Consider the following 15517-nt stretch of genomic DNA (forward strand, 5'->3'; position numbering starts at 1 on the left):
AACGTATCCACTCTGCTGTGCGGGCTGCAGCAAGGCTAAAGGCAAATTCTGGTCGTCAGCCGACGCCTTTCACGGTGTAAGGATAAATGGCCTCCCGAAGCAGGGACATCGTTTCGTCGGCGTCTCTGCCGTTGGATAAAGCCCATTCTTCAACTAGCCGAATCGGTGCATTAAGGTCGGACCGATCCATGACCAGATTGCTGGGCGCAAGGCCAGCGGGTTCGATCAAGGCTTCGATCAACACATTGACATATGGCGTGGTCAAAAAATCGATGCGAGGGCCATCCGCGAATTTTGAATGCAGCAAGATCGACAGAATAGGCCTCGCGTGCTGCCGGTTGACGCGAATGATAACATCGTCGTTAGTATGGGCAATGGCGATGCCCGGAGCCGTGCGTTCGGATTGCATGCCTTTTTATAAGAAGGTTTTTGCGGGAGGCAAACTAATGTCCGCTGTCGCGAAACCCAGGCGGCCTCTGAAACGGCAATTTCTGGTCGTCAGCGGTCATCGCTCACCCCGTCAGCGGACAGGTATCCAGTCCGCTGCTCCTCCGCACCACCGTCTTTCCTATTCTCCCATTCTCTGGTTTACCCTCATCGATGGACCAGCCCCTCCCCTCGTCACCCCCCACGCCTGCCAGCCGCTGGCCCATGGCGTCCGTGGCGCGTGGATGGCGCGAACCCGGCGCGTCCCTGTCGCATCCCCGTCGCGTTGGTGTGCCCCGATCATGACCGTCCCTTCACCCACCTGTAGCCTCGCGATAGCGTCGCAGGCGCGTCGGCGGCGCTTTTCGCGCAAATCACCCGACAACGGTGTGAACTTCGGCCGCGGCGCCCACCCGGCCCCGTCGCGACCCGTCGGCACCATCAAATCCCCGTCCCCCCTTCATCTTGGCCGCCGCTTGTTCTATGTCCGCACTCCAATTCCCAAGAGGACGCCATTTTGATCCTGGACCTTGCCGCCGCCGCTTCGGGCGCCATTCGCTTTGAAGATCTGGGGCTGGACCCCGTCGCCCTCAATCTGGGCTTCTTCACGCTCAAATGGTACAGCCTCGCCTATCTGGCCGGCATCCTGATCGGCTACTGGTATCTGCTCAAACTGGTCGCGCAGCCGGGGTCGCCGATGGGCCGGCGCCATGCCGACGACATGATCTTCTATGCGACGCTCGGCATCATCATCGGCGGGCGGCTGGCCTATGTGATCTTCTACCAGCCCGAAATCCTGGCCCATCCGCTCGACATCTTCAAGCTGTGGCATGGCGGCATGTCCTTCCATGGCGGCGCGGTCGGCGTGTCGTTCGGCATCCTCTACATGGCGTGGAAGGAAAAGCTGAGCTGGCTGCGCATCCATGATTATGTCGCCTGCGTCGTGCCCTTCGGCCTGTTCTTCGGCCGCCTCGCCAATTTCGTGAACGGGGAATTGTGGGGCAAGGAAACGGACGTGCCCTGGGCCATCATCTTCCCCACCGGCGGCCCCTACCCCCGTCATCCCAGCCAGCTCTACGAAGCCGGACTGGAGGGCGTCGTCCTGTTCCTGATCCTCGCCTTCGCCTTCTGGAAGACCCGCGCCCGCTACAAGCCGGGGATGCTGGTCGGCATCTTCCTGCTGGGCTATGGCTGCTTCCGCTTCGGCGTGGAATATTTCCGCGAGGCCGACGCGCAGTTGATGGAGTTCGCCGCGCGCACCGGCCTGCATATGGGCCAATGGCTGTGCGTGCCGATGATCCTGGGCGGCCTCTACCTGATCGGCACCGCCGGCCGCCGCCGCGTGCGGGTGGAACCGATCGCCGGGGCGAACAGTGTCGCCTGAAACGGCATCGCTGGCGGATCGGCTGGCGCGGCAGATCGCCTCGGGCGGGCCGATCTCGGTCGCCCATTATATATCGGAGGCGAACCAGCATTATTACGCGACCCGCGACCCCCTGGGCGCGGACGGCGACTTCACCACCGCGCCGGAAATCAGCCAGATGTTCGGCGAGCTGGTCGGCCTGGCGCTGGCCGACGTCTGGATGCGGTCGGGCCGCCGCCCCGAAACCGTCTATGCCGAGCTGGGGCCGGGCCGCGGCACGCTGGCGGCCGACGCGCTGCGGGCGATGGAGCGGGCGGCGCTCGCGCCCAAAGTGCATCTGGTCGAAACCAGCCCCGCGCTGCGCGGTCGCCAGCTCGCCCTGCTGCCCCATGCCGTCCATCATGACAGCATCGACAGCCTGCCCGAAACCGGCCCGCTGCTGGTGGTCGCCAATGAATTTTTCGATGCCCTGCCCGTCCGCCAATGCATCCGCGTCGGGGACGAATGGCGCGAGCGCGTCGTCGTCAGTCGCGAGGCGGAGGGCCGCTTCCTTGCCGTGCCCGGCTATCGCCGCATCGAATCGGGCCTGCCACCCTTTGCAGTGGACGCGCCCGAAGGCGCGATCCTCGAATCGCCGATCGTCGGCGCCGGCATCGCCTATGCCCTGGCCCACCGCATCGCCAGGCAGGGCGGCGCCGCGATCATCATCGACTATGGCCATGAAGGCCCGGCGCTGGGTGACACCTTGCAGGCGGTCAAGGCGCACCAGTTCGCCGATCCCTTCACCGATCCGGGCGAAGTGGACCTGACGACCCATGTCGATTTCAACGTGCTGGGCAATATGGCGCGCCAGGCGGGCCTGCGGGTTCATGGCCCGGTCGGCCAGGGCGATTATCTGCGCCAGCTCGGCATCGACGCCCGCGCCGACCAGCTCGCCCGCACCGCCCCTGCCCGCACTGCGGAGGTGGAGGCGGCCCGCCATCGCCTGACCGACGCGGCGGAGATGGGGACGCTGTTCAAGGCGATGGCCTGGACCCATCCCGACTGGGCGGACCCGGCCGGGTTCGACCGGCTTTAATCTTCCTGGTGGTAGCGGCCCAGCTTGCGGATGAAGCCGATCAGGCCGGTCTGCCGGCTGCGCTTCATCCGCTCGGCGTGGAGGATGGTCTGGACCCGCGCAAAGCAATCGTCGGCATCGACATTGCACAGCACATAGTCATAGCCGTCCCAATGCGCGATCTCGCCCGCGGCGCGCGCCATGCGACCCTCGATCACCGCCTCGCTGTCGGTCGCCCGCCCGCGCAGGCGCCGCTCCAGCTCCTCCATCGACGGCGGCAGGATGAAGATGCGGACCACGTCGCCGCCGGCAATCTGGTGCAACTGCTGCGCGCCCTGCCAGTCGATGTCGAACAATACGTCCTGACCAGCCTTCAGCATCGCCTCGACCGGGCCGCGTGGCGTGCCGTAACGCTGGCCGAACACATGCGCCCATTCCAGGAATTCATGGTCGCTCGTCATCCGGCGGAATTCTTCCAGATCGACGAAATGATAATCCTTCCCATCGACTTCACCCGGTCGCATCGGCCGCGTGGTCGCGGATACCGACATGGACAGGTCCGGTTCGGCGGCGAGCAGCTTGCGCGCAATGGTGGATTTGCCCGCGCCCGAAGGGGAGGAAAGGACGAAAAGAACGCCCCGCCGCTTGAAATCGGGGGTCTCTGAAGGAATGGTGTCGGCCATGGCCGCTAGTGACGCCTGAGACGCGATTTTGCAAGAGGGCGGTGGGGAGAGACGATGCGACGCAGACGACTGGCCAACCGGCGCGGCTTCATCGCCGCCGCCCTGATCGCGCTCGTCGCCTGTATCATTCTGTTTCTGATGCACCGCCCACCCATCTGCACCTGCGGCCATGTGGAACTGTGGCATGGCGCGCTCGACAGCGGCAACAGCCAGCATATCGCCGACTGGTACAGCCTCAGCCATGTGATCCACGGCTTCCTGTTCTACGCGGGGGCGCGCCTGTTGCTGAAACGCCGGCCGATCGGGCCTCGGCTGGCGCTGGCCGTCCTGATCGAATCGGCATGGGAGATATTGGAGAATTCGCCGATCATCATCGACCGTTATCGCACGACGACGATCGCGTTGGGCTATTCGGGCGACACGATCCTGAATTCGATGAGCGATATCGGCATGATGACGCTGGGCTTCCTGTTCGCCGCCCGCGCGCCGGTCTGGGTGACGGTCGCGCTCGCCGTCGCGCTGGAATTGCTTGCGCTCGCGGTGATCCGCGACAATCTGACGCTCAACGTCCTGATGCTGACCTGGCCGATCGACGCGGTGCGCGACTGGCAGGCGGCGCTTTAACCCTTGGCTTTCCGCGCCGTTTCGATCGGGATCGGCTCGCCGCTCTTGTCCGGCAGCAGTTTCAGGTTCCTTTTGCGCTCCGCCTCGCGCTTGGCCTCGTACAGCTTGCCCGCCATATAGGCCCCGGTTACGAACAGCGCGCCGGCGGGGTAGCGCATGATGATCCGCTTGGCGCCTGCGCCTGCGATCAGGCCGAACACGCCCTTCTTTCCCGTCGCCGCCGCGACCCGGGCGGCGACCACCGTCGCCCCGACCCGCGCCGCCTTTCGCAGCATTCCCGCCTTTTTCGGCGGACGGATCGTCACCAGCGGGGCGGAGGGGGTGAGGGGTGTTTTCTTCATACAGGGTTAATGTATCGAAGCCCGGCCGGTTCCGCCATGTTGATCTGGATCAGACCATATTTTCCGGCCGCACCAGCCGGTCGAAGGTCGCCTCGTCCACCAGCCCCAGTTCCAGTCCCGCCTCTTTCAGCGTCTGCCCTTTCTTGTGCGCATATTTGGCGATGGCGGCGGCATTGTCGTAGCCGATCTCGGGCGCCAGCGCGGTCACGAGCATCAGCGACCGGTCGACCAGCTCGGCGATCCGCGCCTCGTTCGCCACCAGACCCTCGACGCAGCGTTCCGCGAAACTTTCCATGCCGACGCTCAGCAGGTGGATGGAGCGCAGCACATTGGCGCCGATCAGCGGCATGAAGACGTTGAGTTCGAAATGGCCCTGCATCCCGCCGATCGTCACCGCCTGCGCATTGCCGATCACCTGCGCGGCCACCATGGTCAGCGATTCGCACTGGGTCGGGTTGACCTTGCCCGGCATGATCGAACTGCCCGGCTCGTTGGCGGGCAGGTCCAGTTCGCCCAGCCCCGATCGCGGCCCCGACCCCAGGAAGCGGATGTCGTTGGCGATCTTGGTCAGCGACACCGCCAGCGTGCTCAATGCCCCGGCGAAGAAGACGAGGCCATCCTTGGCGGCGAGCTGTTCGAACTTGTTGGGCGCGCTTTCGAAGGGGGTGCCGACGATGTCGCTGATCGCCGCGACCATATCCTCGGCCCAGCCTTCGGGCGCGTTGAGGCCGGTGCCGACGGCCGTGCCGCCGATCGCCAGCTTGCGGATATTGCCGTTGAGCGCCCCCTCGATCCGCGCCCGGCCGCTGACCAGTTGCGCGGCATAGCCGGAAAACTCCTGGCCCAGCGTCAAGGGCGTCGCATCCTGCGTATGGGTGCGGCCGATCTTGACGATATGGCTCCAGGCCTGCGCCTTCGCGGTCAACGCCCCGGTCAGCTTTTCGAGCGCCGGGATCAGCCGGTCGCGCGTCGCCATCACGGTCGCGACGTGCAGCGCGGTCGGGAAGCTGTCGTTGGACGACTGGCTCATATTCACATGGTCGTTGGGATGGACCGGGCTCTTGCCGCCGCGCGTGCCCGCCAGTTGCTCATTAGCGAAACCCGCGATCACCTCGTTGACGTTCATATTGGCCTGGGTGCCCGACCCGGTCTGCCAGATGACGAGCGGGAACTGGTCGTCCAGCGCCCCTGACACGATCTGCTGCGCCGCATCCTCGATCGCGGCGACGAGGCTGGCGTCCAGCCCATGCGTCCCGTTCACCCGCGCCGCCGCCTGCTTCACGATCGCCTGCGCATGGACGATGCCGAGCGGCATCCGTTCGGTGTCGCCGAAGGGGAAATTCTCGATGCTCCGCTGCGTCTGCGCCCCCCAATAGGCGGCAGCGGGCACCTCTATGGCGCCGATGCTGTCGGTTTCGGTGCGGGTGGTGGCGGGCATGAAGACAGTCTCCTTTTGAGAAGGAATCTCAAGAGACTGTCATGTAAGGTAAGGCTGGAAAATTCCAATGACCGACGGCGTGACCTGCCCCGCCGACGGACAGCTTTACTTCTTCTTCCCGAAGTCCACCGTCACGACATTGGAGCCGTCTTCGGCCGTCACCTGCGGCCCGTCATTCTCCGCTTCGTCATGCGGCTCGGGCAATTCATCCGCCGCGACCTGGAATTGCAGCGCGAAATTGACCGCGGGATCGACGAAGGCGGTGATCGCGCTGAAGGGAATATTGAGGTGGGCCGCGACCTGGTTGAAGGTCAGGCTGACTTCGAAATGATGGTCGCTGACCTTCAGGTCCCAATATTTATTCTGGAGGACGATCGTCATCTCGTCCGGGAAGCGCTCCACCAGATGTTTGGGGATGTCGACGCCCGGCGCGTTCGTCTTGAAGGTGATGTAGAAATGATGCGCGCCCGGCAGGCCGCCGGACTGCTGCACCTCGCCCAGCACGCGGCCGACGACTGCACGCAGGGCCTCCTGCACGATTTCGTCATAGGGAATCAGGCTGTCGGGCAGATCTTCGCTCATGGCGCAATGTCCTAACGGCCCGAAACAGGCGGTCAACCCCCGCAGGCGGATTGCATGAGCAGATTGCATGATGGGCGCTACACGCTATAGGGCGGCCATGCGCACGGCCGAGATTCACCGCAACACGGCGGAAACCCAGATCGACGTCACCGTCAACCTCGACGGGACTGGCCTCTATACGGTGTCGACGGGCATCGGCTTCCTGGATCATATGATCGAGCAGCTATCGCGCCATTCGCTGATCGACATGGATGTGAAGACGGTCGGCGACCTGCATATCGACCAGCATCACACGACCGAGGATACCGCGATCGCGATCGGCGAGGCGCTGGGCAAGGCGCTGGGCGAGAAGCGTGGGATCAGCCGCTATGGCAGCGTCTATTCGCCGATGGACGAAACGCTGAGCCGAGTGGCGCTCGACATTTCGGGTCGCCCCTGGCTGGTGTGCAAGCTGCCTTTCACCGTCACCAAGGTCGGCGAATGGGACACGGAGATGGTGGAGCATTTCTTTCACAGCTTCGCCCAGGCAGCCGGCATCACGCTGCATATCGAGCTGCTCTATGGCAGCAACAACCATCATATCGTCGAAAGCGCGTTCAAGGGTCTGGCCCGCGCGCTGCGCCAGGCGGTGGAGATCGACCCGCGCAAGGCGGACGCGATTCCCTCGACCAAGGGCATGTTGTAACAGCGCAACGAAAGGCTGGACCCATGTTCATCATATCGCTGACCTATACGGCTCCGGCCGATATTCTGGACGGCCATCTGGCGGACCACCGGGCCTGGCTGGACCGCGGCATTGCCGATGGCTGGCTGCTGCTGGCCGGCCGCCGTGAGCCGCGCACCGGCGGCATATTGCTAGCCCGTGGCGATCGCGCGGCGATCGAGGCGAAGGCGGCGACCGATCCCTTCGTCGTCAACGGCGCCGCTACGGCTGAGGTGATCGCATTCAACCCGGTGCGCGCGGCGGCGGGCGTCACTCTGGAGAGCCTGCTCGCATGATCGCCCTGATCGACTATGGCGCGGGCAATCTCCATTCGGTCCATAATGCTCTGCGCAAGGCTGGCGCGCACGATGTCGCCATCACCGCCGACGCCGATGTCGTGGCCAGGGCCGATCGCATCGTCCTGCCGGGCGTGGGCGCTTTCCGCGCCTGCCGCGATGCGCTGGTCGCGATCCCCGGCATGGTCGACGCCATGAACGAGGCGGTGAACGGGCGCGGCACGCCGTTCCTGGGCGTATGCGTGGGCATGCAGTTGCTGGCCGATGCCGGCGAAGAGTTCGGCCGGCATGAGGGGCTGGGCTGGATTCCCGGCACCGTCCGCCGGATCGAACCGACCGACGCCGCCGTCAAGGTGCCGCATATGGGCTGGAACGATGTGGTGCTGAACGGCGCGCCGCCGCTCATCGAGGCGGGTGAGGCCTATTTCCTGCACAGCTATCATTATGAGGCCGCCGATCCCGCCCATGTCGCCGCGACGACCGACCATGGCGGGCCTCTCGTCGCCGCAGTCGCGCGCGACACCATCATCGGCTGCCAGTTCCACCCCGAGAAAAGCCAGCGTTACGGGCTGGCCTTTATGGCGCGGTTTCTGGATTGGAAGCCGTGATATAATGCAACATCCGTTCGGTTCGAGCCTGTCGAGAACCCTCGCGCAACAGGTTCTCGACAAGCTCGAACCGAACGGAATTTTGGAAGTCGCATAATGTCCCTGATCGTCTTTCCCGCCATCGACCTGAAGAACGGCCAGGTCGTCCGCCTCGCCGAGGGGGATATGGACCGCGCCACCGTCTATGGCGACGATCCCGCCGCGCAAGCGCTGCTGTTCGCGCAAGCGGGCGCGCAGCATCTCCATGTCGTGGACCTCGACGGCAGCTTCGCCGGCCATGCCGTCAATGCGCAGGCGGTCGAGAAGATCGTCGACGCCTTTCCCGGCCATGTCCAGTTGGGCGGTGGCATCCGCAATCGCGAAGCGGTGGAGCGCTGGTTCGACCTCGGCGTCTCGCGCATCGTGATCGGTACCGCAGCGCTCAAAGACCCCGCCTTCGTCAAGGCGGCGGCGCGCGACTTTCCCGGTGGCATCGTCGTCGCGGTCGATGCCCGCGACGGCTTCGTCGCGACCGACGGCTGGGCGGAAAAGAGCGATATGGAAGTGATCGACCTCGCCCGCCGGTTCGAGGATGCCGGCGTCGCATCGCTGCTCTTCACCGATGTCGGCCGCGACGGGATGCTCAAGGGCTGCAATATCGACGCGACCGTCGATCTCGCCCGCGCCACCGACATTCCGGTGATCGCCAGCGGCGGCGTGGCGGGGATCGCGGACATCCGCATCCTCAGCCTCCATGCCGACGAGGGGATCGAAGGCGTCATCACCGGCCGCGCCCTCTATGACGGGCGGCTGGACCTCAAGACCGCGCTGGCGGTCGCCAAGGCGGCGGCGTGAGTAACGTGACATCCCACGGGTATTGGAAACCAGTCGCATGACCGTCCGCACCCGCGTCATCCCCTGCCTCGACGTCGCCAATGGGCGCGTGGTCAAGGGCGTCAATTTCGTCGATCTGAAGGATGCCGGCGACCCGGTCGAGCAGGCCAAGCTCTATGACGCGGCCGGGGCGGACGAACTCTGCTTCCTCGACATCACCGCCACCCATGAAGCGCGCGGCACCATCCTCGACGTGGTGCGCCGCACCGCCGAAGTCTGCTTCATGCCCGTCACCGTGGGCGGCGGGGTGCGCACGCCGGACGATGCGCGCGCGCTGCTGCTGGCAGGCGCGGACAAGGTCGCGGTCAACAGCGCGGCGGTCGCCCGGCCCGAACTGGTCGCCGATATCGCCGACCGCTTCGGTAGCCAGTGCATCGTCGGGTCCGTCGATGCACGTAAAGTAAGCGAAGGCCGGTGGGAAATCTTCACCCATGGCGGTCGCCAGCCGACCGGCATCGACGCATTGGAACATGCCCTGCGCCTGGCGGACCTGGGGGCGGGCGAACTGCTCGTCACCTCGATGGATGGAGATGGCACCAAGGCGGGCTACGACCTGGCGCTGACCCGCGCCATCGCCGACGCGGTATCGATTCCGGTGATCGCCAGCGGCGGGGTCGGCACACTCGACCATCTGGTCGAGGGCGTGGTGCAGGGCCATGCCAGCGCAGTGCTGGCCGCGTCCATCTTCCATTTCGGCCAACACACGATCGCTGAGGCCCATCGCGCGCTCGCGGCGGCGGGCGTGCCGGTACGGTCGGCCTGAAAATGTCGATTTACTTTACAGCAACCATGATTTCCGCTGCGATGTTAACCATCATTCTTCCCTAAAATACTGGGAATTCTACCCCATGGCATGGACCCTGCTTAACCAAGTCCGGGTCGCGTTCAACCATTACAGGTTCAACGCAAACGGGGTGATTTGATATGAAACTTCCTAAGATGCTTCTCATGGCCGGCGCCGTCGGCCTCATGGGCGCTGCCGTGCCGGCGCCCGCCAACGCCACTTTCTGGTGCTGGTTCGGAAAGTGCGGTGGTTCGTCGTCGGGTGGTTCGACCAGCGGCGGCGGCTCGTCGGGCGGCACGCCCACGCCGGTGCCGGAGCCGGAACAGATGGCGCTGTTCGGCATGGGTGCGGCCGTTCTGGCCGGCCGCATGTTCTTTGCGGCCCGCAAGCGCAAATAATCGATTGACGGGTCGCGCGCACGGCGCTTGATGGCGGCCATGCGCGCGACCCTTCATAGCCTCGAACAGACCATCCGCCAGCGGCGGAGCGCCGACCCGTCGGCCTCCTATGTCGCCAAGCTGACCGCCAGGGGCCGCGCCAAGATCGCGCAGAAGGTCGGCGAGGAAGCGGTCGAGACGGTGATCGCCGCCATGGCGGACGATCGCGACGCAGTGATCGGCGAAAGCGCCGACCTGCTGTTCCATCTGCTGCTGCTGCTGGCCGATGTCGATGTGCCGCTCGACGCGGTGCTGGACGAGCTGGACCGGCGCGAAGGCGTGTCGGGCATCGCCGAAAAGGCCGCGCGCCCGGTGGATTGACGCCCCATTGGGGAAAGATGTTGCCCGCCCTGCGTTGATGCGTCAGCTTCATATCAGGAAAAGGGGAGGCATCATGGTTCGCACTCTTGTCGGCGGCCTTCTGGGCGGCTTTGCCATTTTCATCACCGGCTTCATCTTCTGGGGCACGCCCTTGTCCGCGCTGGCGCTCAGCCGCACCGACGAACAGGCCAGCGCAAACCTGCAGGCCGCGATGGCGCAGGCGCTGACCCCGACCGGCACCGGCGTCTATGTTATCCCCGACCCCGCGACGGCGCAGGGCACCATCCTCTACGGCAAGGGGCCGGTAGCGCAGATATTCTACAATGAAGGCGGCTTTCCGGTGATGGACAGCGGCGCGCTGATCGGCGGGCTGATCCTGGCGCTGGTCGTGGGCGTGCTGATCGCGCTCGCCCTGCGTTTCGCACTGGCCGATTTCGCCAGCCGCGCCCGCGCCTCCATCCTGTTCGCGCTGGCGGCCGTCCTATGGCTGCATATCGGCCAGGCGGTCTTCAACCACGCGCCCTGGGGCTATATTCTCTACCTCGCCTTCAGCGATTTCGTGGCGCTGGCGCTCGCCGGCCTGATCGCGGCCAAGCTGATGGAGACAAAGGCCGAAGCGACGGCTGCGGCGGACGCCGGCACGTTGCATTAAGCGGAGGCTTCCTCCGCCAGCCGGATCATGCAGGCGGCGTGGCGCCGGGCGATCGCCATGCGATCCTCGCCATAGCCGCCGCCCATGGTGCTGGCGAGCGGCACGCCCCGCCCCCGCGCCTGCCGCATGACATAGCGGTCGCGCGCTTCCAGCCCGGCATCGGTGAGCGCCAGCCGCCCCAGACGATCCTCTGCATGGGCATCGACGCCCGCCTGATAAAGAATCAGGTCCGGCGCGAAATCGTCCAGCACGCGCGGCAGCACCTCCGCCAGCACCGCCAGATAGGCCGCGTCGCCGGTCCCATCCTCCAGCCCGACATCGAGAGTCGAGCGCGCCTTGCGTACCGGGAAATTCTTTTCCGCATGGATCGAAAGGGTGAAGATATCGGACCGCCCGGCCAGCAGCGACGCGGTGCCGTCCCCCTGATGCACGTCGAGGTCCAGGATCAGGATACGCCCCGCATCGCCCTCCGCGATCAGCCGATGGGCGGCGATGGCCAGGTCGTTGAACACGCAATAGCCCGCCCCCGTGTCGTGCAGCGCATGATGGCTGCCCCCCGCGGCATTGGCGGCATAGCCATGCGCCCTCGCCAGCTTCGCCGCCGCCCAGGTGCCGCCGGGCGACAGCATCGACCGGCGCATGACCCGCTCCGTCACCGGAAAGCCGATCCGCCGCGCCTTTTCCGGCGGCACCGTCAGGGTTACGACCTCTTCCACATAGATGGGATCATGCACCGCCTCGATCCAGGCGCGCGGCATCGGCACAGGCTCAACCGTCTGAAAATCCAGGCCGCTTTCGCGCAGTGCATCCATCACCAGCCCATATTTGTCGAAACGAAATCGGCCGCCATCTGTTGCAGGGGAGACATAGGCGGGATGGTGAACAACGTGCAGCATGATCTTTTCCGCTATGGCGATTTGAACCGTGGCGGCTTTGCGCTATCTGGTCCAGCATGAACCGTCCCGATCTGATCCGTATCCCGCTGCTGGCGCTGCTTGGCGTCGCCGCGTTCCCCGCCGTGGCGCAGACCCCGCCGCCCGCCGTGGCGCCCACATTATCTGTGCCGACCATCCAGCCCGTCCCGGTCCCCCCGCCGCCCGTGCCGATCCCGGCGCTGTCCCCGGCGCAGGAGGCCTGGGCCAATGACTGGCTGAAGAATGGCGCGGCGCAAGGGCTGATGGCCCGGCAGAAGGCGAGCGGCCCGCTGAGCGGCGATGCGCTCGTGAGCGCCCTGCTCGATCGCGCCAAGGCGCTCAGCACCGGCCGCGTCGACACCGCCGACTTCCTCCAGATCTGGGCGCTGCGCCCCGGCGCCTTCGACCCGCGCCCCGGCCTCGCCAAGGCGGTGAGCGAGGATCGGCTGTCGCAATGGTCCACCGGCCTCACCCCGCCCTGGTCGGGTTATGACACGCTGCGCAAGGGCCTCGCCAAATATGAGGCGATCCGCGACAAGGGCGGCTGGCCGACGCTGACCGCGTCCAGCGCGCCCGATGTGGTGCGCGCGCGCATCGCGCTGGAAGACCCGGCCGTCACCCAGAATGAAAAACTGGTGGACGTGATCCAGCGCGCCCAGCGCCGCTATGGCCTCGAACCCACCGGCACGCTCGGCACGCGCACATTGGCCGAACTCAATGTCGGCGTCGATGACCGCATCGCCGCGATCATGGCCAATATGGAACGCTGGCGCTGGATGCCGCGCAGCCTGCCGGTCAATCGGGTGCAGGTGAACATCGCCGCCGCCGTGCTGACCGTGTTCGAAGGCGACCAGCCGGTCACCTCGATGCGCGCGGTCACCGGCAGCCCGACCAACCAGACGCCGATGCTGACCTCCAGCATCCATTCGATCGTGGTCAATCCGCCCTGGAACGTGCCGATGTCGATCGCCAATCGCGAACTGTTTCCCAAGGGTCGGGCGGTGCTGGCGCGACAGGGCTACAAGATCGTCAAGACGCCCGAAGGCGGCGAACGCATCGTCCAGCCGGCAGGCCCCGGCAGCGCGCTCGGCCGGTTGAAGTTCGACTTCAACAACCCCTTCGCCGTCTATCTGCACGACACCCCGTCGCGGGGCAAATTCTCCAGCTATGACCGGCTGGCCAGCCATGGCTGCATCCGCCTGGAAAAGCCGGTGGCGCTGGCCGAACTGATGGTCGCGGCCGACCCCAATCTGAACGGCCAGATCCAGACGCTGATCGACGAAGGCAAGACCCAGCGCGTATCGCTGCCCAGCCAGGTGGCGGTCTATCTGCTCTACTGGACGGCTTTCGCCGGCAATAACGGCACGGTCAGCTTCCGCGCCGACCCCTATGGCTGGGACAAGCTGCTCGCGCAGAAGATCGAGGCGTCCAGCCGCCGCGTCGATCCCACCGCTGCCCCCTCTCCCGCTATCGCATCGAAGGACTGATCCATGCGCACACTCGCTTTCGCCGCCCTCGCTGGCGCCTTGCTCCTCTCCGCCTGCGGCAAGAAGGAAGAGGAAGCCCCGACCGTCACCAACAATCTGGTCGAGCCGCCGGTCGAAAATGTGATCGTGGACGAACCCGAAGCGCCGCTGCCCGAGCCGCAGAACAATGCCGTCGCGACTCCGGCCGCGCCGCCGCCGTCCGTGTCAGAACAGCAGCAGATTCAGGATGATGCGGAAGCGACCGGCATGACCTCGCGCCTGCCCGAAGGCGGCGAACAGAGCCAGCCGGCGGACGGGACGAGTACGACGGGCGAGTGAAAGCGCACGCCCCGCTCTTGGACCGGGGCGTCGCCTTTGCTATATTGCGACCATGGATCGCCGCAATTTTACGAAGTTCGCTTTAAGCGGACTCGCCTTTTCGTTTCTGTCGGACAGCATGGGTCGCGCCGCGCTGTCCACGACAGGGCCTGAACCACTGAGCCCGGCGCCGGTTCCCACCGTGCCCGCAACGCCGCGTGCGGTGGCGCAAAAGCCCTATGCCGCGCTGCTGGAACGCGCCAAGGCGGCGCTCGACCGCCATGCCGACGCCTTCGCCCTGCGCGACCGGCTGGCGATCGTCGATTTCGACGCCCCGTCGAAAAATCCGCGCATGCATATCGTCGACCTGATTGGCGGCCAGACCAGCAGCTATCTGGTCTCGCACGGCCGCGGCTCCGACCCCGAACATTCCGGCTGGCTGCACAGTTTCTCGAACGAGTTCAACTCGCTCGCCAGTTCGTCCGGCGCGTTCAAGACGGGCGACATGTATTTCGGCCAGCATGGCCGGTCGATGCGCCTGCTGGGCCTCGACCCCCAGAACAACAATGCCGAACCGCGCGCCATCGTCATCCATGGCGCCGATTATGTGAGCGAGGATCATGTCGCCGCCTGGGGCAAATGCGGTCGCTCCGAAGGCTGTTTCGCTGTCGCCCCCCATATCGTGCCGCAGGTGCTGGGCCTGTTGGGGCCGGGCCGGATGCTCTACGCCGACAAGATCGGGAACGGCTGACGCAGCGGTCGCGAAGCGAAGCGCACTCCCTCAGCCGTCATTCCAGCCAACCGAACCGGCCTTCGAAAAAGGCCGAAGCATCGCCCCGGCCTTTTTCGTCTTGTCGGGGATGGAACCTACCCCACCGTGCCCGCAGGCCCGGTCATCGTTTCGATCGATGGCTTGTTCATGGCGTCGATCGTGCCGTCGGCCATCATCGCCTTGCCCATCGTGATGGCCTCGTCGCGTAACCCCTCCTCGGTTGAGGTCTGGCTGGCGCCGATCAGGGCCGACAGCAGCACGTTCCTGCTCACCGCGTCGCCCGGTTGATCCGTTACGGTCTGGCGCGCCAGGGTCAATGCTTCCTCATAATAGGTATCGGCCGCGCCCCGGTCATGGTCGCGCAATTCCTGGTTCCCCATCTGGATCAGGATGCCGGCCAGGATGTTGCGGCCGGCCGCATCGGCGGGCTTGGCCTCCACCACCTTGCGCCAGTGCGGCAGCGATTCGCCATAGAGCGCGATCACCTTGTCCATCTGCCCCAGCGCGCCATAGGCGGCGGCATCGGCATAGAGCGCATTGGCGAGGAAATTGACATTGTCGCCCTTGGACGGGTCGGCCTCTACCGCTGTCCGGATCGCCGGCATGGCGGCGTCATATTTGGCGACCGCACCGGCATTGTCGCCCTTTTGCTGGGCCGCCTGGCCGGCGGTGAAGTCGGTCACGGCCTTGTTGAAGGCGGCGATTTCGGCCGGGGTCAGTTCGCGCGCGACGGGCGTTTCAGCGGCGGCGGGCGCGGCTTCGGCCGACGGCGCTTCGGGCGGAGCGGCATCGGGTGTCTGCTGCGCCAGCGCCAGCGGCGCGGCGAGCATCGAAACGAGGGTCAAAGCGGTGTTGCGGA

Annotated in this window: 21 protein-coding genes; 14 read left to right on the top strand and 7 right to left on the bottom strand. The window is 65.7% G+C overall.

The genetic code is table 11. The features are described from left to right. Nucleotides 1-55: 55 nt before the first annotated feature. Nucleotides 56-409 (bottom strand): hypothetical protein, encoded by a 354-nt coding sequence (locus K9B33_RS18350; RefSeq protein ID WP_224550521.1) that lies wholly within the window; start codon nucleotides 407-409, stop codon nucleotides 56-58. Between the two features lie 534 nt (nucleotides 410-943). Between K9B33_RS18350 and lgt the strand changes: the two genes are divergently transcribed. Together lgt and K9B33_RS18360 are read left to right on the top strand one after the other, a co-directional pair. After that, nucleotides 944-1810, top strand: coding sequence for a prolipoprotein diacylglyceryl transferase (lgt, locus tag K9B33_RS18355; RefSeq protein WP_224550522.1), 867 nt, complete (start codon nucleotides 944-946; stop codon nucleotides 1808-1810). Continuing rightward, nucleotides 1800-2867: a class I SAM-dependent methyltransferase gene (locus tag K9B33_RS18360; RefSeq protein WP_224550523.1), complete on the top strand. Its 1068-nt coding sequence runs from the start codon at nucleotides 1800-1802 to the stop codon at nucleotides 2865-2867. Before lgt ends, K9B33_RS18360 begins: the two co-directional genes overlap by 11 nt. Here the strand turns inward: K9B33_RS18360 and gmk are convergent. Then, on the bottom strand, nucleotides 2864-3529 hold the full coding sequence (gene gmk / locus K9B33_RS18365; RefSeq protein WP_224550524.1) for a guanylate kinase: 666 nt from the start codon (nucleotides 3527-3529) through the stop codon (nucleotides 2864-2866). The genes K9B33_RS18360 and gmk overlap by 4 nt on opposite strands. Before the next feature lie 54 nt (nucleotides 3530-3583). On the opposite strand from gmk, the gene K9B33_RS18370 reads away from it, so the two are divergent. Further along, the gene (locus tag K9B33_RS18370; RefSeq protein WP_224550525.1) at nucleotides 3584-4153 is read left to right on the top strand and encodes a DUF2585 domain-containing protein; all 570 of its coding nucleotides are present in this window, start codon (nucleotides 3584-3586) and stop codon (nucleotides 4151-4153) included. Here the strand turns inward: K9B33_RS18370 and K9B33_RS18375 are convergent. From K9B33_RS18375 to K9B33_RS18385, 3 genes are all read right to left on the bottom strand, one after another. Beyond that, the gene (locus K9B33_RS18375; RefSeq protein ID WP_224550526.1) at nucleotides 4150-4494 is read right to left on the bottom strand and encodes a hypothetical protein; all 345 of its coding nucleotides are present in this window, start codon (nucleotides 4492-4494) and stop codon (nucleotides 4150-4152) included. The genes K9B33_RS18370 and K9B33_RS18375 overlap by 4 nt on opposite strands. Nucleotides 4495-4543: 49 nt before the next feature. Continuing rightward, nucleotides 4544-5932: a class II fumarate hydratase gene (gene fumC, locus K9B33_RS18380; RefSeq protein WP_224550527.1), complete on the bottom strand. Its 1389-nt coding sequence runs from the start codon at nucleotides 5930-5932 to the stop codon at nucleotides 4544-4546. Between the two features lie 105 nt (nucleotides 5933-6037). After that, on the bottom strand, nucleotides 6038-6514 hold the full coding sequence (locus K9B33_RS18385) for an SspB family protein (protein ID WP_224550528.1): 477 nt from the start codon (nucleotides 6512-6514) through the stop codon (nucleotides 6038-6040). A gap of 97 nt (nucleotides 6515-6611) precedes the next feature. Here K9B33_RS18385 and hisB point away from each other — a divergent pair, with 97 nt between their 5' ends. The 8 genes from hisB to K9B33_RS18425 all read left to right on the top strand — a co-directional run bounded on the left by hisB (nucleotide 6612) and on the right by K9B33_RS18425 (nucleotide 11188). Further along, nucleotides 6612-7199 (top strand): imidazoleglycerol-phosphate dehydratase HisB, encoded by a 588-nt coding sequence (gene hisB / locus K9B33_RS18390; protein ID WP_224550594.1) that lies wholly within the window; start codon nucleotides 6612-6614, stop codon nucleotides 7197-7199. Between the two features lie 23 nt (nucleotides 7200-7222). Continuing rightward, nucleotides 7223-7513, top strand: coding sequence for a YciI family protein (locus tag K9B33_RS18395; RefSeq protein ID WP_066606340.1), 291 nt, complete (start codon nucleotides 7223-7225; stop codon nucleotides 7511-7513). Next, entirely contained in the window at nucleotides 7510-8121 is a 612-nt protein-coding gene (gene hisH, locus K9B33_RS18400; RefSeq protein ID WP_224550529.1) for an imidazole glycerol phosphate synthase subunit HisH, read from the top strand. Before K9B33_RS18395 ends, hisH begins: the two co-directional genes overlap by 4 nt. 96 nt (nucleotides 8122-8217) lie before the next feature. Then, nucleotides 8218-8955, top strand: coding sequence for a 1-(5-phosphoribosyl)-5-[(5-phosphoribosylamino)methylideneamino]imidazole-4-carboxamide isomerase (gene hisA, locus K9B33_RS18405; RefSeq protein ID WP_224550530.1), 738 nt, complete (start codon nucleotides 8218-8220; stop codon nucleotides 8953-8955). 37 nt (nucleotides 8956-8992) lie between these two features. Beyond that, a complete protein-coding gene (gene hisF / locus K9B33_RS18410) occupies nucleotides 8993-9757 on the top strand; it encodes an imidazole glycerol phosphate synthase subunit HisF (RefSeq protein ID WP_224550531.1) in 765 nt (254 codons plus the stop codon). Nucleotides 9758-9918: 161 nt separating this feature from the next. Beyond that, nucleotides 9919-10176, top strand: coding sequence for a PEP-CTERM sorting domain-containing protein (locus K9B33_RS18415; RefSeq protein WP_224550532.1), 258 nt, complete (start codon nucleotides 9919-9921; stop codon nucleotides 10174-10176). Nucleotides 10177-10215: 39 nt separating this feature from the next. Then, the gene (locus K9B33_RS18420) at nucleotides 10216-10536 is read left to right on the top strand and encodes a phosphoribosyl-ATP diphosphatase (protein WP_224550533.1); all 321 of its coding nucleotides are present in this window, start codon (nucleotides 10216-10218) and stop codon (nucleotides 10534-10536) included. Between the two features lie 73 nt (nucleotides 10537-10609). Further along, nucleotides 10610-11188: a hypothetical protein gene (locus K9B33_RS18425; protein WP_224550534.1), complete on the top strand. Its 579-nt coding sequence runs from the start codon at nucleotides 10610-10612 to the stop codon at nucleotides 11186-11188. Here K9B33_RS18425 and K9B33_RS18430 read toward each other — a convergent pair. Then, nucleotides 11185-12084, bottom strand: a complete 900-nt coding sequence (locus tag K9B33_RS18430; protein WP_224550535.1) for a histone deacetylase — start codon at nucleotides 12082-12084, stop codon at nucleotides 11185-11187. The genes K9B33_RS18425 and K9B33_RS18430 overlap by 4 nt on opposite strands. A gap of 56 nt (nucleotides 12085-12140) precedes the next feature. On the opposite strand from K9B33_RS18430, the gene K9B33_RS18435 reads away from it, so the two are divergent. From K9B33_RS18435 to K9B33_RS18445, 3 genes are read left to right on the top strand one after another with little or no spacing between them, the layout of a single operon-like run. Next, nucleotides 12141-13589: a L,D-transpeptidase family protein gene (locus K9B33_RS18435; protein WP_224550536.1), complete on the top strand. Its 1449-nt coding sequence runs from the start codon at nucleotides 12141-12143 to the stop codon at nucleotides 13587-13589. A gap of 3 nt (nucleotides 13590-13592) precedes the next feature. Then, entirely contained in the window at nucleotides 13593-13907 is a 315-nt protein-coding gene (locus K9B33_RS18440) for a hypothetical protein (RefSeq protein ID WP_224550537.1), read from the top strand. Nucleotides 13908-13959: 52 nt separating this feature from the next. Next, nucleotides 13960-14637: a murein L,D-transpeptidase catalytic domain family protein gene (locus K9B33_RS18445; protein ID WP_224550538.1), complete on the top strand. Its 678-nt coding sequence runs from the start codon at nucleotides 13960-13962 to the stop codon at nucleotides 14635-14637. Nucleotides 14638-14753: 116 nt separating this feature from the next. On the opposite strand, the gene K9B33_RS18450 is transcribed toward K9B33_RS18445, so the two are convergent. Then, on the bottom strand, nucleotides 14754-15488 hold the full coding sequence (locus tag K9B33_RS18450; RefSeq protein WP_224550595.1) for a hypothetical protein: 735 nt from the start codon (nucleotides 15486-15488) through the stop codon (nucleotides 14754-14756). Between the last annotated feature and the right edge of the window lie 29 nt (nucleotides 15489-15517).

It is taken from the genome of Sphingobium sp. 3R8, assembly GCF_020166615.1.
GTDB lineage: Bacteria > Pseudomonadota > Alphaproteobacteria > Sphingomonadales > Sphingomonadaceae > Sphingobium > Sphingobium bisphenolicum.